General features: G+C 62.4%; 21 protein-coding genes and 2 pseudogenes. 8 read left to right on the top strand and 15 right to left on the bottom strand.

All coding sequences use genetic code 11. The features are described 5' to 3' along the window. The first annotated feature begins 24 nt into the window (after positions 1-24). A complete protein-coding gene (locus tag ABFX56_RS15490) occupies positions 25-1068 on the top strand; it encodes a glutathione synthetase (protein WP_346234263.1) in 1044 nt (347 codons plus the stop codon). Positions 1069-1107: 39 nt separating this feature from the next. Here the strand turns inward: ABFX56_RS15490 and ABFX56_RS15485 are convergent, their stop codons facing one another. The 6 genes from ABFX56_RS15485 to ABFX56_RS15460 all read right to left on the bottom strand — a co-directional run bounded on the left by ABFX56_RS15485 (position 1108) and on the right by ABFX56_RS15460 (position 7825). Beyond that, positions 1108-2610: an aldehyde dehydrogenase (NADP(+)) gene (locus ABFX56_RS15485; protein ID WP_346234262.1), complete on the bottom strand. Its 1503-nt coding sequence runs from the start codon at positions 2608-2610 to the stop codon at positions 1108-1110. 26 nt (positions 2611-2636) lie between these two features. Next, a complete protein-coding gene (locus ABFX56_RS15480; protein WP_346234261.1) occupies positions 2637-3485 on the bottom strand; it encodes a fumarylacetoacetate hydrolase family protein in 849 nt (282 codons plus the stop codon). Between the two features lie 18 nt (positions 3486-3503). Further along, entirely contained in the window at positions 3504-4691 is a 1188-nt protein-coding gene (locus tag ABFX56_RS15475; protein ID WP_346234260.1) for a mandelate racemase/muconate lactonizing enzyme family protein, read from the bottom strand. A 10-nt stretch (positions 4692-4701) separates the two neighbouring features. Next, the gene (locus tag ABFX56_RS15470) at positions 4702-5532 is read right to left on the bottom strand and encodes a carbohydrate ABC transporter permease (RefSeq protein ID WP_346234259.1); all 831 of its coding nucleotides are present in this window, start codon (positions 5530-5532) and stop codon (positions 4702-4704) included. Next, positions 5532-6410 carry a carbohydrate ABC transporter permease gene (locus tag ABFX56_RS15465; RefSeq protein WP_346234258.1) on the bottom strand — a complete coding sequence of 293 codons (879 nt, stop codon included), beginning with the start codon at positions 6408-6410 and terminating at the stop codon, positions 5532-5534. Before ABFX56_RS15465 ends, ABFX56_RS15470 begins: the two co-directional genes overlap by 1 nt. 98 nt (positions 6411-6508) lie before the next feature. Next, positions 6509-7825: an ABC transporter substrate-binding protein gene (locus ABFX56_RS15460; protein WP_346234257.1), complete on the bottom strand. Its 1317-nt coding sequence runs from the start codon at positions 7823-7825 to the stop codon at positions 6509-6511. A gap of 97 nt (positions 7826-7922) precedes the next feature. On the opposite strand from ABFX56_RS15460, the gene ABFX56_RS15455 reads away from it, so the two are divergent. Next, positions 7923-8633, top strand: a complete 711-nt coding sequence (locus ABFX56_RS15455) for a FadR/GntR family transcriptional regulator (protein WP_346234256.1) — start codon at positions 7923-7925, stop codon at positions 8631-8633. Positions 8634-8740: 107 nt separating this feature from the next. Then, positions 8741-8968, top strand: a pseudogene (locus tag ABFX56_RS15450) (VOC family protein); the annotation flags it as partial. Between the two features lie 116 nt (positions 8969-9084). On the opposite strand, the pseudogene ABFX56_RS16335 reads toward ABFX56_RS15450, so the two are convergent. Beyond that, positions 9085-9246 (bottom strand): annotated as a pseudogene (locus ABFX56_RS16335) (luciferase domain-containing protein); the annotation flags it as partial. Positions 9247-9675: 429 nt separating this feature from the next. Between ABFX56_RS16335 and ABFX56_RS15445 the strand changes: the two are divergent. Next, a complete protein-coding gene (locus ABFX56_RS15445) occupies positions 9676-10086 on the top strand; it encodes a hypothetical protein (RefSeq protein ID WP_346234255.1) in 411 nt (136 codons plus the stop codon). Here the strand turns inward: ABFX56_RS15445 and ABFX56_RS15440 are convergent. The 3 genes from ABFX56_RS15440 to ABFX56_RS15430 all read right to left on the bottom strand — a co-directional run bounded on the left by ABFX56_RS15440 (position 10028) and on the right by ABFX56_RS15430 (position 12207). Then, on the bottom strand, positions 10028-10408 hold the full coding sequence (locus ABFX56_RS15440; RefSeq protein WP_346234254.1) for an NAD-dependent epimerase/dehydratase family protein: 381 nt from the start codon (positions 10406-10408) through the stop codon (positions 10028-10030). The genes ABFX56_RS15445 and ABFX56_RS15440 overlap by 59 nt on opposite strands. 410 nt (positions 10409-10818) lie before the next feature. Beyond that, positions 10819-11442 carry an NADPH-dependent F420 reductase gene (locus tag ABFX56_RS15435; RefSeq protein ID WP_346234253.1) on the bottom strand — a complete coding sequence of 208 codons (624 nt, stop codon included), beginning with the start codon at positions 11440-11442 and terminating at the stop codon, positions 10819-10821. A 144-nt stretch (positions 11443-11586) separates the two neighbouring features. After that, entirely contained in the window at positions 11587-12207 is a 621-nt protein-coding gene (locus tag ABFX56_RS15430; RefSeq protein WP_346234252.1) for an NAD(P)H-dependent oxidoreductase, read from the bottom strand. Here ABFX56_RS15430 and ABFX56_RS15425 point away from each other — a divergent pair. Both ABFX56_RS15425 and ABFX56_RS15420 read left to right on the top strand, forming a co-directional pair. After that, positions 12206-12643 (top strand): winged helix-turn-helix transcriptional regulator, encoded by a 438-nt coding sequence (locus ABFX56_RS15425; RefSeq protein ID WP_346234251.1) that lies wholly within the window; start codon positions 12206-12208, stop codon positions 12641-12643. The genes ABFX56_RS15430 and ABFX56_RS15425 overlap by 2 nt on opposite strands. 334 nt (positions 12644-12977) lie before the next feature. Beyond that, a complete protein-coding gene (locus tag ABFX56_RS15420) occupies positions 12978-13304 on the top strand; it encodes a hypothetical protein (protein ID WP_346234250.1) in 327 nt (108 codons plus the stop codon). 584 nt (positions 13305-13888) lie between these two features. Here the strand turns inward: ABFX56_RS15420 and ABFX56_RS15415 are convergent. Further along, positions 13889-14038 (bottom strand): hypothetical protein, encoded by a 150-nt coding sequence (locus ABFX56_RS15415; protein ID WP_346234249.1) that lies wholly within the window; start codon positions 14036-14038, stop codon positions 13889-13891. Positions 14039-14922: 884 nt separating this feature from the next. Here ABFX56_RS15415 and ABFX56_RS15410 point away from each other — a divergent pair. Together ABFX56_RS15410 and ABFX56_RS15405 are read left to right on the top strand one after the other, a co-directional pair. Continuing rightward, positions 14923-17571: a DEAD/DEAH box helicase gene (locus ABFX56_RS15410; protein WP_346234248.1), complete on the top strand. Its 2649-nt coding sequence runs from the start codon at positions 14923-14925 to the stop codon at positions 17569-17571. Continuing rightward, positions 17564-17749: a hypothetical protein gene (locus ABFX56_RS15405; RefSeq protein ID WP_346234247.1), complete on the top strand. Its 186-nt coding sequence runs from the start codon at positions 17564-17566 to the stop codon at positions 17747-17749. Before ABFX56_RS15410 ends, ABFX56_RS15405 begins: the two co-directional genes overlap by 8 nt. 92 nt (positions 17750-17841) lie before the next feature. On the opposite strand, the gene ABFX56_RS15400 is transcribed toward ABFX56_RS15405, so the two are convergent. From ABFX56_RS15400 to ABFX56_RS15385, 4 genes are all read right to left on the bottom strand, one after another. Beyond that, a complete protein-coding gene (locus ABFX56_RS15400; protein ID WP_346234246.1) occupies positions 17842-21213 on the bottom strand; it encodes a DUF499 family protein in 3372 nt (1123 codons plus the stop codon). A gap of 81 nt (positions 21214-21294) precedes the next feature. After that, positions 21295-22221, bottom strand: a complete 927-nt coding sequence (locus tag ABFX56_RS15395) for a hypothetical protein (protein WP_346234245.1) — start codon at positions 22219-22221, stop codon at positions 21295-21297. Positions 22222-22340: 119 nt separating this feature from the next. Further along, a complete protein-coding gene (locus ABFX56_RS15390; protein ID WP_346234244.1) occupies positions 22341-25172 on the bottom strand; it encodes a DUF1156 domain-containing protein in 2832 nt (943 codons plus the stop codon). A gap of 132 nt (positions 25173-25304) precedes the next feature. Then, positions 25305-26915 (bottom strand): DUF6119 family protein, encoded by a 1611-nt coding sequence (locus ABFX56_RS15385; RefSeq protein WP_346234243.1) that lies wholly within the window; start codon positions 26913-26915, stop codon positions 25305-25307. Between the last annotated feature and the right edge of the window lie 57 nt (positions 26916-26972).

Genomic DNA, 26972 nt, shown 5'->3' with positions numbered 1-26972 from the left:
ACGACCATCCAGCTAGGAGTCCCCATGAAGATCGGTTTCGTGGTCAACGACATCGCCACCGAGAAGCCCGTGTACACGACCACGCGTCTGGCGATGACCGCCACTCGGCTCGGCCACGACGCTTGCCTGATGGGGCTGCGGGATTTCGGTTACGAGCCGGACGGGTCGCTCTCGGCGATGGTGGCATCCGTGAGCGCGGGCAAAGCGTACCGCTCGCCGAAGCGGTACCTCGAAGACGTGCAGGCGGTCGACCGGGAGAGGGTTGCGCTGGGCGACTTGGATGTGATCATGCTGCGCTCCGACCCGGCGATGGACGCTGAGGAGAGCCCGTGGGCGAACACGGCCGGCATCGCCTTCGGCAAGCTGCTCGCCGACTCCGGCGTGCTCATCGTCAACGATCCTGGTTCCCTGGCCGACGCCACGTCGAAGGCATATTTTCAGCACTTCCCGGAGGTGGTGCGGCCACGAACGTTGATCTCGCGAGATGAGCACCGCATCCGCCAGTTCATTGACGAGCTGGGCGGCCACGCCGTGCTCAAGCCCCTGCAGGGCTCGGGTGGCTCCGGCGTGTTCCTGGTCACCCCCAAGGAGGCGCCCAATATCTCTCAGATCGTGGAGGCGATCGCTCGTGATGGCTATGTGGTCGCCCAGGAATACCTGTCCAAAGCCAAGGACGGGGACGTGCGGATGTTCGTCATGAACGGCCGCGCCCTCGAGGTTGACGGCGTCTACGCCGCCTTCCGTCGGCGGCCCGGAAAGACCGACATCCGGTCCAACATGTCTGCGGGCGGCAGCGCCGAAGCGGTGAAGGTGACCGACGAGATGCTGCAGATCGTGGAGGCGGTGCGCCCCAAACTGCTCGCGGATGGTCTGTTCCTCGTCGGCCTGGACATTGTGGGCGACAAGCTGATGGAGGTCAACGTGTTCTCGCCGGGTGGCCTCGGATCCAGCGAGGCGCTCTACGGCGTGGACTTCACGTCCGCCGTCATCGAGGACCTGGAGCGCAAAGTGAGGCTCCGAGAGCACTACGGTGAGGAGCTCTCGAACATCCGGCTGGCAACAATCTAACGCCGCCAGGTCGAGAAGGTTCGACTTGTAAGTTACCCGTTAGCGCGCTGCTGCGCCCCAGTTTTGTGACTGCCCTGCAGGGTTGCGGTGTTGGGGCACGTTCCACGGGTTGTCGTCGCGCAGCGGCTCTGGCAGCAGCTCCTGCGGGGCACCCTGGTAGGCCACCGGGCGCAGGAACCGGCTGATCGCGGCGGTCCCGACCGAGGTGCCGGAGTCGTTCGTGGTCGCCGGCCACGGGCCGCCGTGCTGCATGGCCGGCGTCACCGCGACGCCGGTGGGCCAGCCGCCAAACAGCACCCGGCCGGCATGCTGGGCAATCCACGGCACTAAGGTGCGCAGTACCGGGGTGTTCTCCCCGGATGCCGCGTGCACGGTGCCGGTGAGGTTGCCCTGGAACAGGTCGTCGGCCACCTTGGCGAGGTCGGCATCCGTGTCGTACTGCACCAGGATGGACAGCGGACCGAACGCCTCGTCCAAAAGGGTGTCTCGATGCCGCTGCAGGGTGGCCACCGGAACGCTCACGATGGTGGGAGTCGCCCAACCCTGACCGTCCTCGTCTATGCGCAGGGACCCCTCGGCGATGACCGTCACCCCGGTGGTGCGCAGGATGGCGTCCCGGCGGGCCCGGTAGCCCGCGGCGATCCCCGGGTTCAGCAACCGGTGCTCCCCCACCACACCAACCAACTGTGCGATCCGGTCGGTCAGCGGATGCTGCTGTTCAGGCACGAACAGGAAGCCCGGCTTGGTGCACAACTGCCCCGCCGATCCGGCGACGCTGGTGACGTATCCGTCGGCGATGCCGTCCGCGTTCTCCGCGAGCGCGGCCGACGTGACGAAGGTGGGGTTCACACTGCCCAACTCGCCATAGAACGGGATCGGAGTCGGCCGGGCTGCGGCGATGTCGGCCAGCAGCCGGCCGGCACGGATCGACCCGGTGAAACTACCCGCGGCAATCCGGCGATCCTTAAGCATCGCCACCCCCGCCCGCTGACCGGTGATCAACTGAAACGTGCCCTCCGGCGCACCCGCCCCGGCCAGTGCCCCGGTCACGATCGCTGCGGTCTGCTCCGAGAGTTCTGGATGCCCGGAATGCGCTTTGAGGACCACCGGACAACCCGCGGCAAGCGCCGACGCCGTGTCGCCGCCGGCCACCGAAAATGCGAACGGAAAGTTGCTCGCCGCAAAATTTAACACCGGGCCGACCGGGATCCGATACCGACGCACATCCGGACGCACCCCCAAAGCGAACTGCGGATCGGCGTCGTCAATGCGCACGTCGAGATACGCGCCGTCCACCACCACATCGGCGAACAACCGCAACTGCACGGCGGTGCGCGTCAGCTCGCCCCGCAGGCGCGCCTCGGCCAAACCGGTCTCGACCATCGCGGTGGCAACCAGGTCGTCCTCGGCCGCCTCCAACCCGTCGGCGACTGCGACCAGGGCGGCCGCCCGGCGTTTCGGCGCGGTGACCGCCCACAGCGGCGCAGCCGCGGCCGCCCGGGCCGCCACCAACTCCAGTTCAGCCGGGGTGGTATCAGTCATGAGAACTCCTTAAGTACCCTGGGGCGTCATCGCTCTGTGAGAAATAGCCAGGCGTCGCGCCCACTGGCGACGGTGTTCGTAGTCGTCGCCACGCCAAGGATGTCAACCGTTACGGTGTCGCCCACACAAAGTGTGAAATCGTTGGGAGGCACGATGCCCGTACCGGTCGACAGCCATGCTCCGTCTGGGAAGTTTTCCGCGTGGAAGAGCGCGGCGACCAGATCGGGCACCTTCCGCACAAGGGCCGCAGTCGAGGTGGACTCGTCCAGCACCGTCCGCCCTTCTCTCTCGATCGTCAAGCGGATCGGGACAGTCGCAGGGTCAACTTCCCAGGCCGGTCGTATTGTCGGGCCGAGGGCGCACGCTCCTGCAAAAACCTTCGCCTGTGGCAGATACAGCGGGTTTTCGCCCTCCAGCGAACGCGAGCTCATGTCGTTGCAGGCGCCGTAGCCGACGATTTCACCGAACCGGTTCGCGATGACGGCCAGCTCGGGCTCCGGGACGTCCCAAGTCGAGTCGTCGCGGATTGCCACAGGATCGCCGTGAGTAACGACCCGCCAGGCGGGTGCCTTGAAAAACAACTCCGGCCGGGTGGCCGCGTAAACACGGTCATAAATATCGGGGTCGGTAGACTCGTCCATCCTCGCGGTCCGCGAACGCTGGTAGGTAACGCCGCTTGCCCAGACCTCAGTGCGGCCGTCGATTGGCGCAAGGCGCTTGCCGTCGGCGGTCGGCATGCTCGCCTGCGTCACGAGCGTGCGGATCTCGGCGAGTGAATGGGCGAGCAGCTCGGCGAGCGAGCGGACCGGGAGGGCGAAGATTTCGTCCTCGCGCTCGACCGCGATCCGACCGCCCTCAAGGCGTAGCAGGTACATCTTGTTCTCCTCGCTCCGTCAGGCCACGGTCACCCTGTCAAGATTGAAGTACGACCGCGCGTCCGGCGGCCGGATGTCGGAAACCGCGTCATTGAAGATTCGCATGGGGTGCGGCGTGTACGGGTGCTCTGCGATGGCGTCGAAGTCGAGTTCGATACCGAGACCGACGCCGTCGGGAATCAGTACGTCCCCCTCGTCGGTCAGTATGAGCGCTTCGTTTGAGATGTTACTGCGCCATGGGACGTCTGTCGCCATGATCTCCAGGTAACGGAAGTTCGGCAGAGTCGCACCAAGCTGCAGGGTGGCTGCGGTGCTGAGGGGCCCCGAAGGGTTGTGCGGGGCAAACGGTACGTAGCGGGCCGCAGCGAGCGTCGAGAGGAAAACCAGTTCCGACAGTCCACCTGCATGCGTGACATCGGGCTGGATAAAGTCGACCGCGCCCCGTTCGAATACCGGGAGGAACGCGTTGCGCCCGAACCAGCGCTCACCGGCAGCGATCGGAATCGGCGACTTCGAGCGGACCTCCACGAGGGCGTCGATGCTGTCGGGCGGGGTGGGCTCCTCGAAGAAGACGGGCTGAAATGCCTCCAACTCGCGCGCCACGCGAATCGCGGTCGGGACGTCGAACCGGCCGTGTCCCTCGATGAACAACTCGACATCGTCGCCGACTGCATCGCGCACGGCGGCAACCGGCTCAAGCATTCGGCGAAGATCGCCCGCTCCCACGGTGAGATCGCTCGCCTCGAACGGGTCCCACTTGAGTCCGCGGAATCCTTGCCGGACGGTGGCAACGGCCGCCTTGGCGAAATCTTCCGGAGTTCGCGCGCCCGAGAACCAGCCGTTAGCGTATGCACGTACACGGTCGCGGGTCGTTCCCCCGAGCATTCGGTGCACCGGGACGCCGAGGGCTTTGGCGGACACGTCCCACATTGCCGTCTCTACCGCGCTGATAGCTGTCATCGAGACGGGTCCGCCCCGCCAGTACGCGTCGCGATTCAGTTCGTAGATTGTTTCGGTGATACGGGTCGGGTCTTTGCCACGCACCTGCTCGGCGAGTTGCGCGATCGCACCGCGAATGGCGAGTTCCTGACCTTCCAGTGTCGCTTCTGCGACACCGGTCACTCCCTCGTCAGTACTCAGCCGGACGAAGACGAGGTTCGTCCGGTAGAAGTCCACGACGAAGCTGTCGAGGGTGGTGATTCTCATCTGGGTTACGTCATCCTTTCACGGCGCCGGCGGTCATCCCGCTGACGACATAGCGTTGTGCGAATAGGTAGAAAACGACGGCTGGAAGTGTGAAAAGCAGGGCGACAGCCATGATGCTCTGGATGGAGACGTCCTGTTCTCCGATATATCCAGCAACGCCGACCGAGGCTGGCTGGAGCGACTTGTCGAACACGAAAGTCACCGCGAACACATACTCGTTCCAGGCACTGAAAAATGCGATGACGGCTGCTGCGGCGACGGCCGGGGCGATCAGCGGCAGGATGATTCTGGCCAATATCGTCATCGGCCGGCCACCATCTACCCGCACGGCTTCGTCAAGCTCGCGCGGGACGCCGTCGATCGCGCCCTTCAGGATTAGGGCGACAACTGGCAGCGCAAATGCGGTGTCGGCCAGGATGAGCCCCTGCAACGAATTCAGCAATTCGAACCGTCGAAATAGGGAGAACAAGGGCACCACCAGCAGGGCCTCGGGGAGCATCTGCGTGAAAAGCAGGGCGAGCCCGACTACCAGCTTGCCTCGGAAGCGAAATCGCGAGAGCGCATAGCCGAGGGGCACGCCGAGCCCGATGGACAGCACCGTGGTTCCGGCAGCAACGATGAAGCTGTTCAGCAACCAGCCGAGCACCTGTCCGTCTTCGAGCGCGTCGACAAAAACGCCGAGACGCGTGAGGTCGGGCAACAGACTCACTCCGGCTCCGAACAACTGCGAGTCAGGCGTAAGCGCTGTGACGAACATCCAGTAGACCGGGAAGATCGCCAGGCCAAGAACAATCAGGACCGCGAGCATACGCCCGGTCACGCCAAGTCTTGAGGTGCGCATCAGGCCTCCTTCGCCGCTGCGCGGGCAACGAGCCTGCTGCCGACAATGACTATGAGCGCGATGACGATACCGACCATGCCGATTGCCGCCGCCGAGCCCAACTGCTTTGAATCGAACGCTTGTGAATAGAGGTCGATCACGAGTGTCCGGGTTGAGCCGAGTGGCCCGCCCCTGGTCATCAGCCAGATGAGTTCGAAGCGACGCAGCGACCAGATGGTCATCAGCACCGCGACCAGACCAACGGTCGGCTTGAGGACCTGCCACGTAACCACCCGGAACACCCTCCAGCGTCCGGCTCCGTCAACTTGGGCCGCCTCGACCAGTTCCTGCGGCACCGACTGCAGAGCGGAGAGCAGCACAATCGCGACGAAGGGGACGAGTTGCCAGATAGTCGTGAAGAGAATGGCTGCCAGCGCGAGTCGGGGATTGTCGAGGACTCCGCTTGGTCCCGGATCGATCCCTACGACGCGAAGCAGTTTCGTCAGGACGCCGTACTGCGGGTTGAGCATCCAAATCGCGATCAGTGCCACCGCGATGCCCGGGGCTGCCCACGGCACCGTCACCAGAGAGCGGGCCACTGCACGGCCAGGAAAGCGTCCGTTAAGCAGGAGCGCCACGAGCAGACCGACGCCAACCGCGCCGACAACGCAGGCGATCACGTAGACCGCGGTGGTCAGCAGCGTCTGTTGGAACTCCGGGTCAGCGAAAATAGACCGAAAATTCGCGAATCCCACCCAGACATTGACATTGGGGTTCAACAACGTGGTCCGGGTGAAACTGAGCCAGACCTCCTGGATCAAGGGCACGAGTTGAAAGACGGCGATGTAGACCACCGCCGGCGCCAGGAAGAGGTAAGGCGTCCAGGGGCTGCCGATCACTCTGCGACGTCGACGCGCAGCGAACGTCGACGCACGGGACGGCGTCAGTGAGGGCGCAGGGGTCGCGCCGCCCGGCGCGACCCCTGTGGTCAGGCGACTCACCGCCCTACGATTTCCTCTGCCTGCTTCTGGGCTGTCTGCATCGCGGACTTCATATCCGTCTGGCCTTGCAGTGCGGACAAGATCTGAGTCACGATGACGTGCCGGAGGTCGGGTGTCTGTGCGCCGAACCCAAGTACGATCTGCGGCACGCCCGAGTTGGTCAGCCCATCGAGCACCGGCAGGAACGGGTACTTCGCCAAGCTCGCCTGGCTGCGCTCGGTCGGGGTGGCGACGCTACTCGCGCCAAGTACCTCCTGCAGCTTGACCTGCTGGCTCGGCTTCAGCAGCCATTTGATGAAATCGAGAGCCGCGTCCTTATGCTTACTGTTTGAGTTGACCACGATCGGGGCCAGCAGCGAGCCTTGCTTCTTCACCGGGAACGGGATTGGTGCCACACTGAAGTTCAGCTCGGGGTTCGCCGCCGTAGTCGCCGTAGCGTAGCCGCCATTGTTCAACTCCATCCCGACCTTACCGTTGGCGAACATCTTGCGGAACGTCGCAGCATCGGCCCCCTTGGGAATGACGTTCGCATCGTAGAGCTGCTGGTACGCCTCGAGCCCCTTGATCACCTGCGGCGAGTCGATCGTGAGCTTCTTGCCGTTGGACCAGTTTCCGCCGAAGCCCAGGACATAGTTGAAGGTGTCTTGCCAAACCCCAGCCTCCTCGGCCGGCGTCTGCCGGAAGGCAAGACCGTAGGTGTCGCCTTTCGTGAGGTCCTTCGCCGTCTGAACGAACTCGTCGAAAGTCTTAGGCGGTGAAGGAATCAGATCCGCGTTGTAGAACATCCCGTAGTTCGAGTTCTCGAAGACCACGCCGTATCTGTGACCGTCGACGGTCAAGTACTTGTCGGGCCCCGCAATGAGATTCAGTGCCTTCGCGTCAATCTTGTCATCCAACTGCTCGAGAAGGCCCGAAGATGCTGCCGCTTCGAACTCAGGCATGTCGAACCGAACGAGGTCGGGCCCGGCCCCGCCGCCCATCTGGGTGAGGACAGTCTGCCCGAACGTGGGATATGGAACCGACGCAGGCTTGACGGTGACGACATCCTGGCTGGAGTTGTACTCGTCGATGAGCTTCTGGAGACCCGGGCCGCGGCCGGGGTCGCCCAGCGTCGAGGCTGCAAACGTGATCGTCGCGGCCTGTGGCTTGGCGGATTCCTCTGATGCGTTCGGGGCAGAGGAAGAACAGCCCGCCAGCACGGTCGCGCCAGCAGTGAGTATGGCGATCGTCGCTAGGGCTTTCACGCGGCGATGAGGGCGTAATTGCATTGCTACTCCTTCGTAAACGGTGCGGTTTCCCAGGCAAGAGCCCAATCTCGGACCCAAAGCCGATTGGTACGATTAATACTAACATTAGGTCTATACGTAAAATCAAGCAGGTACACCGGATTTGTTCGATAGGGTCACACTCATGGCTGATCTTCATGCAGAGCTCGTGGGAAAGCTCGGGCTTCGCATCGTCCGTGGTGACTATCCGCCCGGATCCCGAATCAACGTTGACGCGCTCGAACCCGAGTTCGGAGTAAGTAAGACCGCAATCCGGGAGGCACTTCGCGTAATTCGCGAGAAGGGGCTGATCGACTCTTGGCCCAAGCGCGGGACGATCGTGACGAACCGTGATTCCTGGAAACTGCTCGACGGTGACGTCATAATGTGGCGTCGGGAAGCACACCGCGACGATGACCGCCTGCTGGCAGAACTTTCCCAATTGCGCGACGTCATCGAGCCAGCTACCGCACGGATGGCAGCGCAATTTCGGGATGCGGCCGACATCGAGGCGCTACGTAGCTCTTTCGCCGAGTTCGAAGCGGCCGGTCAGGACGTGGATCGCCTCGCTGCCGCCGACCGCGACTTCCACCTTCGCTTGCTGCAGGCGACCCATAACGAATTGATGATGCGATTGGATGTCGTGGTGGTACACGCCGTCGACGCTAGGAACCGTATCCAGCACCATCCCGGAGCCGGCTGGCTCGACCCGGTGCCCGATCACCGCCGCGTGCTTGAAGCTGTGGAGGCTGGCAACCCCGCGGCGGCTGAGGCGGCCATGCGCTATGCCATTCGTGAGTCCGATGTCGACCTCCGCAGCGGCGAACCGCCGTTTGATCCCGACGGAACCAACTAAGAACTTAGTGGTCGGTACTTCGTGACTCCGTCGACCCGGCCGGCCGCCCGAGCAAATGAGGATCGGCTGGGCCGCGCCTAGGTTTGCCCGAGTTCGGGTTTCCGGGTAATGGCAATCACGCCAACATCGCGATGCTCCAAACACTAGACGGTCACGGTCGCCTGGAACTCTTCGAGTACATCCACCCCCGAAGCGATCGAGTCAAACCCGACTCGCCCCAACGAGATTGGCATGCACCGCGTCGCTTCCTCGGTCGGGACGTCTACAAGCTCACGTATATCCGCGGCCCCAGCGGCATCATCGTGATGCCCGCTGAGCAGCTGAAGAAGAACTGACGGCCAGATCGGCGCGATGCGCCATCGCGGGTGGCGCATGCTTCGACCCACAGCCATACACGCGCAGCCATGTCCGCGCCGGTTCCCTCGCGAGACGTACGGCCATCGTGCCCAAGTCACAGTGTCGCGCCGCGTGCGAATGAGATGCTCTCCCGAATTACCGCGAGCACAAGTTCCAGTTCCGAGTCGCTTCGTGGGCCGTAGACCATGAGTTCGGTTCCGAAGTCGCCATACTGATGCGGCTCACCCCAACCCGATTTCGTCAGTTCGATGCATCTATCCGCCGGTAATCACAGATGAATGCTCGTGTCCTGCACGCCGTGAATGTGTACCGGCTCGAGACGCTGGCCCGGAGCAAGCGAAGTTTCCGGTGTCCGTTCCGCTGCCATGTCGGCTAGGAATACGGCGCGTAAGGAGGCCGGCGATACTTGGCTGTGGCCCTCCACCACACCGTCCAGTCCAAAAGTCCGCGCCACGAGCCGACCCCACATTTCGGGGCTAGACGGCTGGCTAAGTTGTCTCTGCGGGCCGGTCAACCTCGCGTTCTGGTGTATTCACGAAGCAAACCCAGTCCGTGCCATTTGCGCCCCGGGGCGCCCGTGTCCGTAAGCCGGATCCATGTGCCACTGCTGGCCTGACGTCAGTAGTAGTGTTCAGCACAAAAGCCGGAGGAAGGTCTCGGCGTGCTGCGTAAGGTCTCACCAAGGGTGGCGGGTGCCTACACGATTGTGCTGGGTGTTCTAGTCGCTATCGTCGCGGGCGGAATGATCGCTCACCCGCCTCTGAGCATTTTCGGCGCGATCCTGCTGGTGGTGGCAACGATTCTGATGTCCATCGGTTGTGTCTGGCTCGTGCGACGCAGTTGGGACGAGCCGTGGCCGGAAGAGCCAGACGAGGCAAAACTGATGCGCCGACGGCGCCGTCTTCTCATCGTCAACGTCGTGCGATTATCGGTTGCGCTCGCATTCGGTGCCTTTTTCGCGGTCAACGGCGACTGGTGGGCGGTGGTCTTGGCCCTTGTTCTCGCCTGTAGCCCCACGACATTCATCTTGATGTTCTTCAAGCTGCGCGCACACTCCTTCTCCAAGAGTGACAGGGAATCGCGCTTCTCGGGCTAAGGACATCGGATGCGACAGCGCAGGACGCGGCGCCGGACGAAATCAGGGTCCAATGCTGCGTATTATCAGCCGAAGCATCAAGCGCCCCGGTGACGAGGTCGGCCTGGTACGTAAGCTCGATTATTTCGTCCCAGTCGCTTCCCTTAACAGCATCGTAAGCACCAGAATGTCGCCTATCGGCACGGACGAAAGTCACGCCGCTCGGAACCTCTCCGGACTCACCGCGAGCAAGACACGTCACGTCCTCGCCTCTGGTAACCAACCGCTCGGCTATCTCGCGACCAAGCCATGCCGTCCCACCGAGAATGAGTGTGCGTGTCATGACGCTCAGCTAATCGCACGCGCGACGCTGTATGGTCGGACGGCGCCAAGCTGGCCCACAAGCCGGATCCCCATTGCACTTGCTGGACCTCATGGTCAAGTCTACGAACGGATCAAGTAGGTACCCGCAAGCCGGACCTCTACCGACGCAGATCTATCGTTGAACGCTCGCTGGCCGAGGATTGCTGACTTGTGTCACAAGCGGAACCTCCGTCGGGACACGCAGGGCTCGACTCCTGTGGGCGGAATGGTCGCTGTCGTACGCCTGAGGGCTTGGGCGATGGCCTGTCGCACATACGCGCGGCCGAAGAGGTCCTCATCAACCAAGAATGCATAATGCGGCATCTGGATCTCGACGGGCGCCTCCGCCGCTTGCCGGACGCGGTGCAGGAGCGGCAGGCACGGGTGCGCTCAGCTGAGAATGCTGACGCCGAGGGCGAGGTTGAAGTTCCCCACGCCGTGGCGGGCCAGGCCCATCAGTAGCGGCCCGATCCCTTCTAGCCAGCGGGCCATCTCCAGGCCGCCGACATCGAGGGGGCGCAGTCCGAGGCTCTCGATGAACGCCGACACACTCGCCTTGGCCCGCGCGTCATCTCCGGCGAAGAACACGTCCAACGGACGCCCCTTTACTAGGACGTGGCCGAAGACGGTGTTGAACGCCTTCACGACGTGCGCGCTTACCGGGGCAACCTTGGCGATCTCCTGCGCACCGGAAGTGCCGTCAGAGATGACCAGAGCAGTGCCGTCGGCGTTGAAGGTGTTGGAGATATCGATGATGACCTTGCCAGCCAGTGCATCCCCGTATTGGGCGACGACCTGCACTGCGCTGGTGTACGGCACGGCGAGGACGACGATATCACCAGCCGGGACAGCGCCGAATGTGCCATCCGTGGCCCCGCCGCCGAGCTCGGCAGCCAGGCCCTTCGCCTTGGCCGCGTCGCGGCCGATGAGCTCGACCGAGTTGCCGCCCGCGACCGCGCGAGCGGCTATGGCGCGGGCCATGCCCCCCAGACCGATGAAACTGATGCTGCTCATGGATGAGTAATCTCTTTCATTAGGTTGAACCGAACGATCCGCCCTTGAGGCAGAAGGGGCGCCTACGGCCGAGCATTTGCCCAGGCGGCTGCCGATGGACCCGGCGATCTCGCGGAGCGAGATGCCCATGCCCGCAATCCCGGGTTAGCCCACCCGCGAATACCGCTTCGCGGCTAGGGCGCGCCCGTGCTCGATCGCGAGTTGCTCTGCGGCGACCTTGATTTCTGCGGCCTGCCCGGTGAATTGATCCAGCGCTGGATTGACGCCGACGAGTGTGAGCTGGCGCTGCACAACGAGCAGGTCGGCACCCCAGATCTCGCCGATCACGTGGCTAAGCCACGGGGTGGAGTGGTCCCACCGTTCCTTTGGGGTGCCGGGGCTGTAGTTGCCGCCGAGGACGGTGGCGAGCACAACGGGCTTACCCTTGAGGGCACCTCCGGCGATGCGCCGGTCGGTGTAGGTGACGTCGTACCAGGTCTTCACGTGGGCTGCGACTCCCCAGTTGTAGAGCGGGATCGCCAGTAACAGGGCATCCGCGTTGATCAGTTCGTCGGCGAGTGCTGCGGCACGTGCGTGAGCGTCGTGCTGAGCCGGACTGCGGTCTGCCTCGGCGAGGAAGCGGCTGGTCACGACGTCACGCCAGAGCGTGGCAGGCAGCGGCTCGCTGCCAAGATCACGACGCTTGACGACGGAGTCGGGATGTTCGGCGGACCACTCCGCTTCAACCAGATCGGCCAGGGCACGGCTCTGGGATGTAGCGGGCATGATGCTGGCATCGAGGCGGAACAAAGACATTGGTTCTCCAAACGTGGACTACGAAAAACAAAGCGACTCGGAAAACGCTAGCACGATTATGATTGATGTCATGGCCGACCTTGAGACCAACACGCGCAGGTGTGATTCCGCGATCACTCTTGCCTTCTCGGTGTTGGGAAAGCGATGGAACGGCATGATTCTCGGTGTCCTCGGCACGGGAAGCGCGTCGTTTGTCGGGCTGCGCAAGGCCGTCAGTGGCATCAGTGACACCGTGCTCGCGGAGCGCCTGTCCGAGCTCGTCGAGGTCGGACTTGTGCGCCGAGACGTCGCGGAAGGGCCACCGATATCGGTCAGTTATGAACTCACCACTGCGGGCACCGAAATCGTGCCGACCATCGAGGAACTCGGCACGTGGGCTCTGCGGAATCTGCAACCTCGCAAATAAACGGCAGACTGGCCTGGCGTTGTGACCTCCATCAGTGCCGTATCGGTTGTACTGCCGATGCCCATGCCCATGCTCCTAGCAAGTCACATGCAAGCGGCCAGCTGGCCCCGAATCACACATAAGTTGCGCAAGAGGACGCTGAACAGACGCACCTTTGAGCCGGCCGGCTGCCGTCCGCGGACATCGGTGTCGTGCCCATATGGGGAATCTCGTACGATACAGCCCACGGATGCTAATCGGAGGCGTCTCGAAGTTATTTCGTGCCGAGGCACTTCCGATAACGAACCCTACAAACGAATGATCGCCCACTTCTTAAGCTATTGGGCTCAGCTCCGTGAAGAACTTGTCTACGTCGGATCTAGCTGGGGCAACGGTGAAGTCGCGCCTTAGCAAAGCCTTTACCGTTTTGTCTTCGTTCGAGCTAAGCGCCAATCCCGCATCTAGCTGGGCTGATTCCCAGCGCGACCGCGGTGCACCTGCCCTCATTTTAAAAGCAAGGTCTGAAGCCGCAGTTGCCATCAGAGATGCCACTTTGACGTCGACAGAGTCACTTGTCGGTTCGCCCGATTTCACCTCTGAGTACCAGACGGCATTGGAAGTCTCTTCAAAAAACGTCAGGTCGAAACCCTTCTTTGTGCTGCGCTCTTCTTTATTGAAATAGATACTCGTGTTGGAGAGCGCCGGGTTGCGCCATTGGCATAAGGAGATCGACGAGGAACTCGCCAGCCATGCCGATCTGCGTCGTCCGATGCTTCGACTCGAATCGTTCAAGAAATTGCTTAACCGTCTTCTCGAACGAGTAGTAAGCCGTATCTTCCATCACGCGAGTCGCGCCATAGCAATAGTCACTAAGCCGGGCTTGGACGAGGACCTTTAGATCATCGGAGATGTAGTCAACGTTAACGCCGATACGACTGAATCTCCGGTAAGGCGTATACCATCCATGGAGATACTCTAGGACGAGAATCTCTCAACCACGCGACGGCGTGGCGCAATAACTAGTGTGCAGGCTACGTGGATTGCTTCGCGGCGAGTGTCCCCCGAGGTTACGGTGGGATACGGTGCACCGCTGAGCGTTACACCGACCTCGCGAAAAAGCACGACCTCGACCAGTTGGAGAATGACCATCGCCGGCAAACAGTTCACCCGGCTCCGGGCAGGGACCGGGAATCGTGTATTCGGCGGTGGTGCCAACTTGGCACCACAAACGCTTGCCAAGCGATCCCAACCATGGTGACGGGCGCGTTAGTTCCCGAATAAGCTTCCAGGTCGATGGCCCTTGCTGTTGGTGCGCCAGTCGTAGACGGTCGACACCGGCACGCCCAGGTAGGCGGCGAGTTCGATCACGTCCAGCAGCGGTTCCAGCCCAAAGGGCGGGGTGTTGTCGGTATCCATGGCCGGCAGGTGCGCCGGCGTCGCCGGAGCGTCCGCACCGAACCGCCGGCATCCGACACCAGGTAGAGAACAAGGCTGTTGGGCGGTGGTGGTGAGCGGTTCTTGATGGGTTTTCGATGACCGGATCAAATCTACCTACTGAAAAAGTCCCGGAAACCTGAAAAAGTCCCGGAAACCCTTCAGTTTCCGGGACTTCGCGGTTTCGTGCGGCCGCGGTCGGGCTGACAGGATTTGAACCTGCGACCCCGTGGATTCCTCATGTTCTTTCGAATCCCAACCGGCTGTCTCGGCTACTCGCGGGTTCCCTTATGTTGACAGAGAACCGGGCGGTTCGCTTCCTCCGATTATAAATGCTCGATCCGGGGTAGTCACGAATGAATTCGATGGGAAAACAGGTGTAGCTGCGATCTTCGGTGCATCATCGCCCGACGGAAAGTACATCCCATTTGGTGGTGTCAGTTTACCTCGCCTGACCATCTCTAAGCCGTCGAAAGATGGCGGGACGACACGTTGCAATCACGAATCCTCTTGTTAGGCTCCCCTCGACGAACTTTGGCCGTGGATAGTGACAAGCCGGATGCCGTACTGAGGAATCAGTTTTGGCTTGCACAAGTTCTGGACTCGGCGATGATTTCCACGGCCGGCACGCAGTGGTCACGCCGGCCAAGGAGCGGCACTGACTTCGTGTACCTTCCCGCTGCAGTGAGCGGCTCAGGCCCGTTGTCCTGTCGAAATTCGACGACACGATGCGATGAGCCTCAGTACGGTGCGGTTCCTTCCCCGCAGCCGGTCGCTACGATACGGCTAGGCGCCAACGTTGAGGGGTACTTACCAATAGCGTTTGAGGGCCCGACCATCACCTGACGATTGCGAACGATACCAGCATGATCCGCGACGAACTCCACAGACTGCGTCCGGAATTGGATGAGGTCTCGGAGTGGGCGAAGCACGCGCAGGAGGTGACGACATACCGTTCTCGGGTTCAAGCCGAGGCCGACAGCGCAACAGCCTCGATCAAGTCACGCATTGTTGACGTAAAGCTGCATGGCGAGCGCCACTGGAGTGTGCTTCCTGTTCGCCAGAGCGACAGCCAGCAGTTCGGCTTGCTCGCCCTCCGCGTACTACTCCCGTTGCTGACCCCGGAAGAAACCAAAACGTTGCAACAGCTGGTCACTGAAATCCCGACCGCGCTGCGCGACGTCAGGGCGTTGTACGGACTTCGACGACTCTTTAGTAGCAGCAAGGTGCGCGAGAAGGGAGAGCACGCCGGCCATTACCTATCCGACTTCGCTGCCTGGGGCCGCTCGGCAGGCGTCCCCGCGATCCTGTCTCGCACCGACGATCGGTCTCGTGACCCGTTCCCGATTGATGTCGCCGCGGCACTCTCGGAGTCCGTTGGTCTCGTCACGGAGATAGTCGGCCTCGGCGCACCACAACTGCTTCCGAGCGCCGTCACGTCAGCGCTTCCCGGTGCGGTCAAGACAATCCAAGACGACCTGACCAGGGAAGCAAAGTTCCGACAGCAGGCCGTTGATGCCGGCGTCGCGCTTCGTAAGGCCGAGGTCCAGCGCGTGATCGCCGAGATGCCAATCGAGCGGTTGAAGGACGCCACAAGGGAGCGCATTCGCATCGCGCCGCTGGCGGACGCGGGGTTCACGACGGTTCAGGACGTCTTCACCTACGCAACACAACTCTCATTACTCCAGGGGATTGGCGCAACCACTGCTCGCCGTATCCGGGGCGCAGCTCAAACACTCTGGCAGACGACGTACGACGAGATGCCGGTGCGCATCGATATTAAGAGCCCGACAGCTCGGACTCTCGCGTTGGTCAGACACCTCGGGATCTGGGACGCTACGCGGAAGACGAAGAACGCTACGGCCGACCTGGCCCGCGCCGAAGCACTCACCCCGCTGGCGAATGCGCTGGACAGCAACGTCATGCACCTGGTTATTATCTCGGCGCTCTCGGATCACGCTGCGTTCGTAGATGCCGTCGAATCTGTTGTCCGCCGTGCACAGGCGATCTCTGCCTCGGTTGCGGGTGCCGCACCGCGAGACCCGTGGCAGGACTTTCTGGCCCGCCCGGCCGACTACTTCGCGATGCTTCAAGAGCTGGGGTTCCTCACCGAGGACGAAGATGCCGTCATCGGAGGGTTGCCGGAGGATGTAGTCGCGGCCATCCGTGAACTAGAGCTGGAAACCGAGCACCTTGCCGTGTCGCTTCGCGGATACCAAAGCTTTGCGGCACGATTCGCACTCGTTCAGCGCAAGGTCATCATCGGCGACGAGATGGGCCTCGGCAAGACCATCGAGGCGCTCGCCGCCGTGGCGCACCTGCGCACAAAGGGCTCACAACATGCCCTGGTCATCTGCCCAGCAGCAGTCGTGACGAATTGGATGCGAGAGATCCAGGCGAAGTCGACTCTCCGAGCGCACCGGCTGCATGGATCCGGACGGGACGCCGCCCTGCGGAGTTGGCGGCGATTAGGCGGCATCGCCGTCACGACCTACGAATCCCTTGGCTGGCTCGAATTACACCTCGCCCTGGTTAACGAGCTTGCCTGTGTGATCTTTGACGAAGCGCACTACATCAAGAACCCCCGGACGCTACGCGCCCAGCGAAGCTCTCGAGTGATCGAAAAGGCAGAGCGCGCAATCCTGCTCACTGGTACCCCGCTGGAGAACCGGGTCGAAGAGTTCCGCAACCTCGTTGACTACATCCGACCGGACCTCGTGGTCGACGCGACCGACCTCCGCCCGCGGCTGTTTCGTCAGCAGGTCGCCCCGGTCTACCTCCGCCGCAACCTGGAAGACGTGCTCACTGAGCTTCCTGAACTGGTCGAGGTGGAAGAATGGCTGCCAATGTCGGCCGCAGACAGAGCCACGTACAGGAATGCCGTCTACTCCGGCAACTTCCAGGCCATGCGGCAAGCGGCGATGCTTCAAGGCATGGACTCCGAGAAGCTCCAACGCTTGATCGAGATCGTAGACGAGGCCCAGGACAACAACCGGAAGGTGATCGTCTTCTCGAATTACCTGAGCGTCCTTAACGAGGTCGTGGGTGCATTGTCCGGCAGTGTGTTCGGGCCGCTGACGGGATCGGTCCCGGCCGTGAAACGGCAAACACTGGTCGACGACTTTTCTGCTGCGGAATCTGGAGCTGTGCTCGTCGCCCAGATCATCGCTGGAGGCATCGGTCTCAACATCCAGGCCGCATCGGTCGTCGTGATTTGCGAGCCGCAACTCAAGCCGACAACGGAGTGGCAGGCAATCGCCCGGGCGCGACGAATGGGCCAGTTGCGGTCCGTTCAGGTCCATCGGCTGCTTTCCGAGGAAGGTGTCGACCTACGGGTCACCCAAATCTTGGCGAAGAAGAAGGAACTGTTCGATGACTTCGTCGCGATCAGCGAGACGGCCCAGATTGCGCCCGAAGCGTTCGATGTTTCCGAGGCCGAACTAGTCAGAGAAATCGTCGAGGCGGAGCGACAGCGCCTGTTTTCGAAGCTGCGCCCAAACGAAGAAGTTGGATGAGCTTCTTTCGGAAGAAGGCGGCCGCGTTCATGACTATTGCTGGACGGGAACGATGCTGGCGGAGCTTTATGAGACGCGTGAAGTTTTCATCGAAACCGATCGCACGGTAAACGAGTTCACCGTCCGTGTCGCCCAGGAATCGGGCATTTCACCAGAGCGATTCCAAAAGCTGATCTAGGAGAACATGACCAGTCTCCGAGCGGACCTAAGTAACGGATAATTGCTGTTCCAGTATTGACATACTCGTTCGCGAGCTACGGCCACAATTAGTCACTCCGCCTCGAACTCGTTTGTCGTGAACTTCAGCGTTCCGGCGTTCTCGCGGATGGTTCGGAGTTGCTGCTCGCTGAACCCATAAGGGTGAACCGCATCGATCGACAACGAGATCGACAGCTTCGCGCCGGACGCTGCGAGGTTTGCGAGTATCTCGGTGGCGATCTTGGCGAAGTCCGCGGAGTAGCGCTCAGCGTTGATCGGTACGCTCCCGACATAGCGCGTAGCGACTGGTTTCTTCGGCAGTGTCGTCGTTGTCGTAGATGCCGGTCCCGTGGCAGGCGACGATGCGCCGGTGCCTTCGCCCGTGTCGCTGTTAGCAGGGTCACCGCCAGGCGCAGTCGCTGTCGCGAGCAGGTCGGCCGCCCGCTGCGCCTCGGCCAGCTCAGGCTTCACGATGAGAGTTGCATCCGAAATTGCTGCACGACCCGTCTCACCGGGCAACCAGAGACCGACATAACTACCGGCAGCCTCATCGTAGGACTCAGCCAGCGCGAAGCCTTCGCTCTGCCAAAGCAACGGCTGGTTGTCGAGGGCGTCGATCAGCACCTCTCGCGAGCGGAGCCGCGGCATGTAGGGATACTGCGCATAAAGCCCCCACAGCGCACCGACTGAGACGTGCCCCGCTGACCATGCCGACGGGACCTTCGTGTCGAGCGAGAACCGGATCGATCGGGCGGCGTGCTGGACGCTGTAGGCGCCCGTGCTGCCAAGCTTCTTTGCAACACGTTCGGCGAGCGAACCCGTCTGCCCCTCAGCCCTGACGATCTCGATCTCGAATGGTGAGCTGGGGTCGGGCGCGACTGGGTTGAGCACCCACTGGTAGGTCAGTGCGAGCCGGTCATCGACGGTGCGGCCAAATTGGTCCCGCTTTTCCTGCGCCTGAGCAAGCTGCTGCGGCGTGAGGTTTAGCTCGTTCGATTTGCCGACGATCTCTTTCCACGCAAGGAAAGATCGAGTCGCCTGATCGAGTTCGGCGAGGCGGTCCTCGTCTGGCGCGAGAAAGACAACCATGTTCCGGTTCGTCCGATTCGCTGTGCCGCGGCGTTCGGTGGCCTGGCGTGCAAAGCCGATCGCGGGTGAATCACCCTTCTTACCCTTGTGCGAATAGCGCGGGTGGAGGATGACGAGTCTCGCTTGCTCGGTATCTGGGATGTCCCCCGAGTCGGTTGGTCCGACATGGATACCGGCGAGGTCGCTCCGGGTCCGCTCCTCAGCGCGGAGCCGTTTGACGACCTCGGCCCACACATCTTCCTGATGGAGCGCGTCAGCGGCGTCCTTCGCGCGACGCGTGACGTTCGCCTGGGTGTCATACCAGTGCTTGCCCGCGCTTGAATAGTAGTAAGTCGTGCGGTCACCGAGTTGAGTGAGCGCGGAATGGAAGTTGCCGACGATGTCGCCGGGTACCGCCGCGCCGAGGAAAACGCGCTGAGTGTCGATGCCCATGTGGGCTGTGCCGATCGTGGGCGCGGCACCGAAGAATACGGTGCGAGCGAGTCGCTTCGTCACTGACCGCTGACCGAGCACGGGCTTCTCGTTGTCAATGCGAGCCGGTTCTGAGTTCAACCCATCGACGTCCGCATCAATGACGGCCTTCCACGAGTCTTGGAGGTACTGCGTCAGCTCGGCATTCACGGAGGCAACCGACAGCGGGATCGAGCCAGGCAGGATGAGAGGTCCCTGATCTTCGCCGACCCACAGGGCATGAATCACTGCGTTCATCAGGCGCAGCACGCCACGCGTGCGCTGGAACCGCTCCAGAGACGACCAGTCCTCGTAGAGCCGGTCGAACAGCTCGGGATGCAGAGGATAAGTCTGCTGGATACGCCGGGCGTATTGAGGGTCGCGGGCCTCCTTGGGGAACTCGCCCGCATTCGCCACGTAGAAGTCGCTGAAGGCCCTGGCCGTCGCAGCGATCTGTGCAAGCGCCCGCGCATCCTCGGACTCAAATAGCCGCTGCTTGACGATGCGATACGCCTCGTCACTCGACGCTGGCCGCCACTGGTCGGCGACTCTCCGCACGACATTCTGGAGGCGCTTAAGTGCTTCCATACCGTTCGAGCCGCCAACTTCCTCGGCCGCACCTGCATACTCACCGCTGTCGTCCGCGTCGTGTGAAGCGGGGATCGAGATCGCGAGCAGAATGCCGGGTATCGACTTCGAAGCCTCGGTCAGCGACTGTGCGAACGTAAACTGCGTGTCGAACGTGCCACCCGCGAGGTCCTCGCGGCCGTAGAGCTGTCTCGCATAGGCCACCCACTCGTCGATCAGGATGACTGCCGGAGCGTACTTATGCAACAGCTTGTGCAGGTCAGCGCCCGGGTTGGTGCGCTTCTCGTCATGCTGCTTGACAATCTCATACGCCTCGCGCCTGCCGAGCTGCCACGCCAGCTCACCCCACAGCGTATTCACGCGGGTGCCGTCGTCCTTCGTCTCGCCCTGCGGCGCGAAGTGGTTGCCGACCAGCGCGACCCGACGCGCGGTGATGCCCACCACGGGGTAGCCGTTCGCCGTCAGCAGCTCCTGCGCCTCCTGCGGGAACCGGCTCAGCGGCAGACCGCCGGCCAGGTGCCACAGCGCCAGCATCGAGTGCGACTTGCCGCCACCAAAGTTGGTCTGGAGATTCACCACGGGCGAGGCGTTCGCATCCCCGGCCAGGCGCTTCACCGCGCGGCCGATGAGGTCGCGCAGACCCTCGGTGAGGTAGGTGCGGGCGAAGAACTGCGCCGGATCGGAATACTCCCCGCTCGTCGCCGCGGGATCGCGTGCGACCTTGTAGAGGTCGGCGGCGAACTCGCTGGACTGGAAGTTGCCTGTCGCCACCTCGTCGCGCGGCTTCAGCACCTGCCGCCACGGGGCCAGCCCCGACGCGCCGGGCACCACGGTTGAGGACTTCAGCGCACGTGAGTCCTGCTTGCCCGTGGCGATCCGCCGCAGGTCGAGCCGGATAGCGTCCACCTTGTCGGCCGCATGCGCCTGCCCCACCGCGGACAGCAGCAGCCGGGCATAGTCGAGCGCCCGCAGCGCCGCGTCGTCATCGAAGGACGCGTTGTGCGCCCACTGGTTCCGCGTCTCGCGTAGCAGGCTCGCATACGCCTCGTGCTCGCGGGTGACGACGCCCTTGAACGGGTACCAGCCCTTCTTCACCCGGCCCGTTAGGCCCTCGGTCAGAATCCGAAGCTGCATGGCAGGGTCTTCCCGGCTGTGTGCCTTGCCGGTAATGCCCTTCTCCTCGTCGGCGAGCTTGACCACCAGCGCCCAATCGGAATCACCGATCTGCGGCTCCAGCACCTCTGCAATGAAGGGGTCGAGCGCCTCCGCAAGGATCTCGAACATCCGCCCGATGCGGTCACGATTTGATGTCGCCACTAGAAAGCCTCCTGACTCCCCAGGCTACCGAGGGCAGCGGACATCGGCCGAACGTCGGGGGCTTGGTCGGCGTGGCGGAAGCTAGGAGTTCGGCCCGGCACGGTGGGCGCGAGCGTTTTCCGCACTCTCGTCCGTATCTGGGTGATAGACCCAGCCGGTCTCTGCTGACCAGTGGAAGACTTCAAGGCCATTCGCAAGCCATAGGTCGGTGATGCCCTCAAGCGGTGTGAACGTGCCCCAAGTAAAGAGGCTCGGAGACAGTGCCAACAGATCACCGTTCTCGCCGCTCGCGGCGATTGGTAGATACAGATGGGTGCGGCGAGCACCGAGCGTCGTGCTTTCAGCACTCAGCTTCTCGACGTGTCGCGCGATGTTGCTGTCGGTGGCGAGGTACTCAGAGAGGCGGTCCAGGTAGGGCGTCTCCGGACGCTCGCCAACCTCTGCGTTGGCGCTACTGAAGTAGACACCAGCGGGTCTCTCATCGCTGAACGGCCAGGCGCTAAGCCCCTGCCTTAACTCTATGGCACCGGCCTCCGGGTCGGCGGTCCTAAGCGCCTCTGCCCAGATAGACACCTGCCGCTGGAGGTCGCGGTTGCTCGACGGTAGCTCGACGAAACGCTCGAACTGGAGCCCCCAGGAACGTGTTCCGCTGTACGCCGCGTGGACGGCGGGAACAATGGCGTCGCTCATTGTCCGAAGTCGGCGCATGAACTCACGGTCAGTCGTCTGCATGACCTCGGCGGCTTCCAGATGGTCGCCCTCTCCCCATAGCACGAAGTCGATCAGCCGCTGGCCGCGTTCAGCCCCGTCGCGTGGCTCTGGCCAAAGCCCCGTGTGTGCGGCGAGCGCCCATGCTGCACCAGGCTCGCCCGACCGGAGCCCGGTGAGCGACTTGAGATGCGCGTCCAGACTCTGGATACGCGAATCATCACCGAACTCTCGCAGCCCTTCTGAGAAGGACCGACCTATAGTGCACCAGCCCTTCAACAGGTTTCGGGGCTCAGTCATCGAAGCCGCCCACTTGTTTGCTGCTGACCGTGCCCTGGAACCTCATGAGCCAAGTGGGGCGCACCGGTTGTGTGCGCGCCCCCACGGCAGCTTGCGGTCCGCGTCACGTATCGCCATCGCTACTCCGCGAGTGCGTCAAAGTCGAGGGTCGCCGCGGTGCTTACGTGTGCAGAAGTCCGCCCGGAGTCGAGCAGCTCTGACCAGGAGGTGGCGATGCCGTTGAACGAGATGGCGTCCTTCGTCCAGCCGTTCTTCTCGGCAACCTGGAAGAGTAGGTAAGCCAGTTGCTTCACGAGATCTAGGTCGACTGGACCATTTGTGCGACGGCTCGCCTCGTGTAGGAATGCACCTGCGGCGGGGATGCCCATTGACTCTTGGATGCGGATGGTGTGCTGCAGCGCCTCCCACGCGCTTGTGTGCCGATCCATCGCCACGTCGTAGTCCCCGGACAGGTCCCCTGGGCGGTAGAGCTGCACCTTGCCAGCCCGAGCAGTGAGGATACCGCTACGTTCCATCGCTGCCACGGCAGTAGCCCGGGCGCGTGCGAGATTCTCGGCGTCGCCGAATGCGCCAGCTTCGTAGCCGTTGCCGCGATACCAGGCGATCGCGAAGCGCGTCGTCGGGTTGAAGTCGCCTTCCTGTTCGGTGAGAAGCTCGTCGAGAACCTCATTGATCCGGGCGAGTGCAGAGCGAACGGTCATCTCCGAGCCGTCCGATTCGATGACCTTTGCATAGCGGGAGAACACCGCCATTCCCGGCCCGATCGCCGACTGTGGCAGGTCGACAGGGGCAATGCCTCCCTGCTGCAGCTCACGAAGCGCCGGGCCGAGCTCACGTTTCATCGCAGCGATGAAACCGCGGCGGTCAGTGACCGTGGCGTCCGATGGGCGAGGGCGAAGCGCAAGAACTACGGAAGAAGCGAGCGCATTCGTTCCGACACTGATCATGCGACCGCCACGCTCTGAGCGCACCGGCCACGTCGCCGTGACCGACCAGCCCGCGCGAACCATCGAACTAAGAATGGTCTCCCAGCCTGTCGACGCCTCGCCACCTTCATCAGTCTCGGACTGCTTGAAGGCGTAGTAAACGGCGATCGGGTAGTCTTCGGATGCGCTCTCGCGGGCGTGAGCGAAGACGTGCTCGAACCCCGCCTCAAAGAAGGCCTTGGCTCCTTCCGTACTCCGATGTCGGTATGGGTTCGCGACCAACTCCTCAGCCTTTGGAACGAGCATCGTTCCGAGCAGCTTCGGCTGAATCGGGCGCAGAGAGCGGCGCATCCAGACGTAGAAGAAGTCGGACAGGTCCGAGTACCCGATGTTGTCGTAGTACGGCGGATCGGTCGAGAGGAGCAGCCCCGAGAAGCTCCGGCTCGCGGCATCGGCCTGCTCGACGGCCCCAGACCCCAGGGGAAGGTTGTTGACGGCGCGAGCCACCCACTCGACGCTCCACAGAACATTCGCCGGTCCCCATTGCAACGGGTTGCCCTCCGCAAAGTCCCACACCATCGGAATAGCCTGACGGGCGAAAACATCAGAAACGCTCTCTTTGGATGGCGCAGAATTCCATCGTGAAAGTGAGCAGTTGACTGCGGCGATGCGGTCCACGGCCAGACCAAGGTACGTCGCGACGGCGTCGGCGTAGGCGGAGGCGTCAGTGCCGCCGGCTTCGAGGCGGTCTCCCCCGGGCATTCCGGCGACAAGTGCGTCACTGAGGACGCGCTCCCGAGCCTCTAACACGAGGTCACTGAATGTGGTGAGCGCCATCAACTGCCGATTAGTGAAAAGCGAGTCGAAGGTGTCCAGCCCATAGGACGGTGTCCAGAGATTGCGCGGATCAATCCCGAGCTTCTGGTCAGGGGTGCAACCGGGCTTGGGCACGTTCGCCGCTTGGACGTGCTCGACCGTAGGGGCGAGATAGACTCGGCGCCTTTCACCCTCGGCGACAGTCGCGATTAGCGTTGCGCGGAGTCTGCGCTCCAACCCTTCCGCTTTGATGTATTCGGTCGGAACCGCAGTTCCACAGGAGACGCAAACGGCACCCTTCCTGCCAGACATTGTTCCGTCAGCGCCACCGGTCGGCCACGCCGTTGGATCGTGCCCGATCTCGTATTCAACACGCCCTTCGACCACGCGTGGCACGACGTAGGCTTCCTTGCCCTTCTTCTTGCCGAGCGACCAGGAGCGTACGAGAGGCATCTCGATGCCGCAGGCGGGGTTGGGGCAAGTGACCGTCCGCGCCCAGATCCAGGCGATGACAGCCGCCTTCGACCCGTCGGGCAGGGTGGCCTTGGGGTAGAGGTGGCCGATGCGATTCTGGGCTTCGCTGCGCATCCACTCGCCGTAGCGGCGTACATCCTCGGCGAGCCCTGTTGCCTTCGGCCAAGCGTTGCGCTGCCCCGCTGCGCCGGGAAACACCGGCTCGCGTCCGGCGAACTTCGGCGGGATCTCGATGAGCGCCTTGTTGATGAGCACCGCGACCGGGTTAAGGTCGCTAGCGTGCGCCTCTAGGCCGAGCCGCTGTGCCTCGAGCGGGATCGTGCCACCGCCTGCGAATGGGTCAAGAATTGCTGGCGGGTTGTTATCCGTCGAGCGCATGATCTCGGCACGAACCTGGTCGAAGAGGTCTTCGTCGTTCAGGTTGTCCCAGTTCACCATCCGCCTGATGAGGTCGAAAAGACGCTCACGCTCCTGCTTCACGCGATGCTCGGCCCACGCGTCCGGGTCCTCATAGGCCTTGTCGACCGCCTCCTGACGATACTCAGCGTGGAAGTTGCTCGGGTCGTCAACGAGCTGCGCGAAAAGCACCGCGCGCGCCGTCGCAAGCGGGCGACGTGCCCACCAGAGATGCAACGTCGACGGGTGCCCGTGGCGGATCGACTTCTCGCGCGCCGACTGCTTGTTGATCTCGTCGAGCGGTAATGACACCTCAATCAACTTGCGTCTGACTGCCACTCGGTTCCTCTCGGGCGTACCTCTTGGCCGATCAGGCCGCGGGTTCGAGCCTACCCGCGAGGCCCGTCAGCCCTTGAACAGCTCGTCGACGAGGCTCGCGGCCCACCGACCCGCTCTACTGCGCTAGAGCGGTTACGCCGTCGTCGCATCGACCGGCACCCGAGATATAACGACGGCTGGGCCGAGGCTCTGAATCTGCTTTGCAGTCTGCATCAGATTCAGTTTGCTGAAGAACGGTAGCCAATCAGTTCCCGTTCCCTTTGAGTTCGTTAGAACCGCAAAGTGCACGGTGTAGCGGGAACGGTCTGGCTGGGAGTCTGACCCTGGTATCAGGTCGAGCCAGCGGGCGGCGTCGTCTCCTGCGGCCTGCCCGAGGCGCGCTCTCACGGCGTCGCGGAATGGGCCATCTCCGATCAGAGTGTTCGCCGAGACGTTGCCCTGCGCAAAGAGGTGGCTGAGGGTCGCTGACCGGGACTTCCTCTTGACATGTATCAGTTCTGAGCCGGACGAGAGCAGATCGCAGAACTCGATAGAAGTTGCGGCATCCTGCGCACGCACAAGTTTCTTGTCGAGCAGTAGCAGGTCGGTCGACAGTTCGGCAACGCGGGCGTTGTAGGTCCCCTCGCTCTCGTTCTTGATCGCGGAGGGAAGAGTGGTCTCTGCAACAGGCAGGGATTCGAGATAGCTGTCAACCTCTGCAACCAGTGTTTCGGCGATTTCGAACCACCGGCCCTCGATCAGTGCGAACAACTTTTGGTCGACGTGCTGTTCGGAGACGAGAGCGTTGTACACGCTCCAGCGAGCGTCAAAGTTGCCTGACCTGATCCAGCCGACCTTGACTTTGTGGGACTTGAGCTGTTCGACGGTAAGGTCGTTTCGCTTGTCGCCCAGGGCTTCGAGGTATTCATCAAGGTCGAGGTCGTCGAACTCTGTCCGGCCAGCTCCGTCGATCTTGAAGCCGGAAATCTCATCCCATCCGAAGTTCTCCGGCATCGCCAAGTGAGTTCTCGCTGTATCTCCTACTTGAAGCTGCTTGACGAGTTGGGCATCGAGGGCTCTGATGTTGGTTGGGTCTTTCACCTCCGCAAGGTGGTCGATCCACTCGAACCGGGCCTTGTAGGCGTCATCCTCATAGGCCACCAGAAGCTCCGCGAGAAGGTCGGGCAATTCTTTCACCGAGCGTTTCGTCGTGAGGACAAGCGCATCCGAACCGGAGATCGTCCGACCGAGTGACTTGTCCGACGGCTTCCCCGTGACAGCTCTCAGTAGGTCCCGTGCAGCATCGACACCGAAGTTGGCTAGTTCCGCGTTCTTGCTTGTTTGCGTGGTTTTCGACACCACCATGTCCTCGAACGTTTTGGTGTCTAGGCTGCGAATCTGTTGCGCGTCGATACGGTTCAGTGCGACTTTGAGTCCGAAGCGACGCTCGATCTTCGAGGGATCGAGAAAGCTGCGGCCGAACCCAAAGCTCAGCGCAAAGTATCGGTTGACGGCCTTGATAATGAGAAGCCCTGATGCTGACGCCGTTTTGGCGTCGAGGTCGGAGCCAAGCACTGGGGTTACGTACTTAACCCATTCTGGGAACTTCGGTGGGTTGTACTTCGAGTAAAACGCACCCTCGAATCCGACGGTGGCGGGGAGCTCTTGCTCCGAATAAGGCTTCTCGCGAGCCGCATCCAGAGCATCGTTCGGCACACGCACGTCTTCCGTCAATAAGAACACTGTGAGGCGCTGGCTCGCCATGGAATCCCCTTCGATACGCTACGTTCTCTCACCTTAGCGATGACTGGGCAAGTACCG

Origin of the sequence: Parafrigoribacterium mesophilum, assembly GCF_039652555.1 — a bacterium.
In the GTDB taxonomy this organism is placed as follows: Bacteria; Actinomycetota; Actinomycetes; order Actinomycetales; family Microbacteriaceae; genus Parafrigoribacterium; species Parafrigoribacterium mesophilum.
Note: the sequence above shows the minus strand (reverse complement) of the source record. Positions and strands in the feature narration are given on the sequence as shown.

Excerpts from the sequence above, each read along its gene's own strand:
- ABFX56_RS15490 (WP_346234263.1), top strand. The coding sequence starts at position 25 with ATGAAGATCGGTTTCGTGGTCAACGACATCGCCACCGAGAAGCCCGTG.
- ABFX56_RS15485 (WP_346234262.1), bottom strand. The coding sequence starts at position 2,610 with ATGACTGATACCACCCCGGCTGAACTGGAGTTGGTGGCGGCCCGGGCG.
- ABFX56_RS15480 (WP_346234261.1), bottom strand. The coding sequence starts at position 3,485 with ATGTACCTGCTACGCCTTGAGGGCGGTCGGATCGCGGTCGAGCGCGAG.
- ABFX56_RS15475 (WP_346234260.1), bottom strand. The coding sequence starts at position 4,691 with ATGAGAATCACCACCCTCGACAGCTTCGTCGTGGACTTCTACCGGACG.
- ABFX56_RS15470 (WP_346234259.1), bottom strand. The coding sequence starts at position 5,532 with ATGCGCACCTCAAGACTTGGCGTGACCGGGCGTATGCTCGCGGTCCTG.
- ABFX56_RS15455 (WP_346234256.1), top strand. The coding sequence starts at position 7,923 with ATGGCTGATCTTCATGCAGAGCTCGTGGGAAAGCTCGGGCTTCGCATC.
- ABFX56_RS15440 (WP_346234254.1), bottom strand. The coding sequence starts at position 10,408 with ATGACACGCACACTCATTCTCGGTGGGACGGCATGGCTTGGTCGCGAG.
- ABFX56_RS15435 (WP_346234253.1), bottom strand. The coding sequence starts at position 11,442 with ATGAGCAGCATCAGTTTCATCGGTCTGGGGGGCATGGCCCGCGCCATA.
- ABFX56_RS15425 (WP_346234251.1), top strand. The coding sequence starts at position 12,206 with ATGATGCTGGCATCGAGGCGGAACAAAGACATTGGTTCTCCAAACGTG.
- ABFX56_RS15430 (WP_346234252.1), bottom strand. The coding sequence starts at position 12,207 with ATGCCCGCTACATCCCAGAGCCGTGCCCTGGCCGATCTGGTTGAAGCG.
- ABFX56_RS15415 (WP_346234249.1), bottom strand. The coding sequence starts at position 14,038 with ATGGATACCGACAACACCCCGCCCTTTGGGCTGGAACCGCTGCTGGAC.
- ABFX56_RS15410 (WP_346234248.1), top strand. The coding sequence starts at position 14,923 with ATGATCCGCGACGAACTCCACAGACTGCGTCCGGAATTGGATGAGGTC.
- ABFX56_RS15395 (WP_346234245.1), bottom strand. The coding sequence starts at position 22,221 with ATGACTGAGCCCCGAAACCTGTTGAAGGGCTGGTGCACTATAGGTCGG.
- ABFX56_RS15385 (WP_346234243.1), bottom strand. The coding sequence starts at position 26,915 with ATGGCGAGCCAGCGCCTCACAGTGTTCTTATTGACGGAAGACGTGCGT.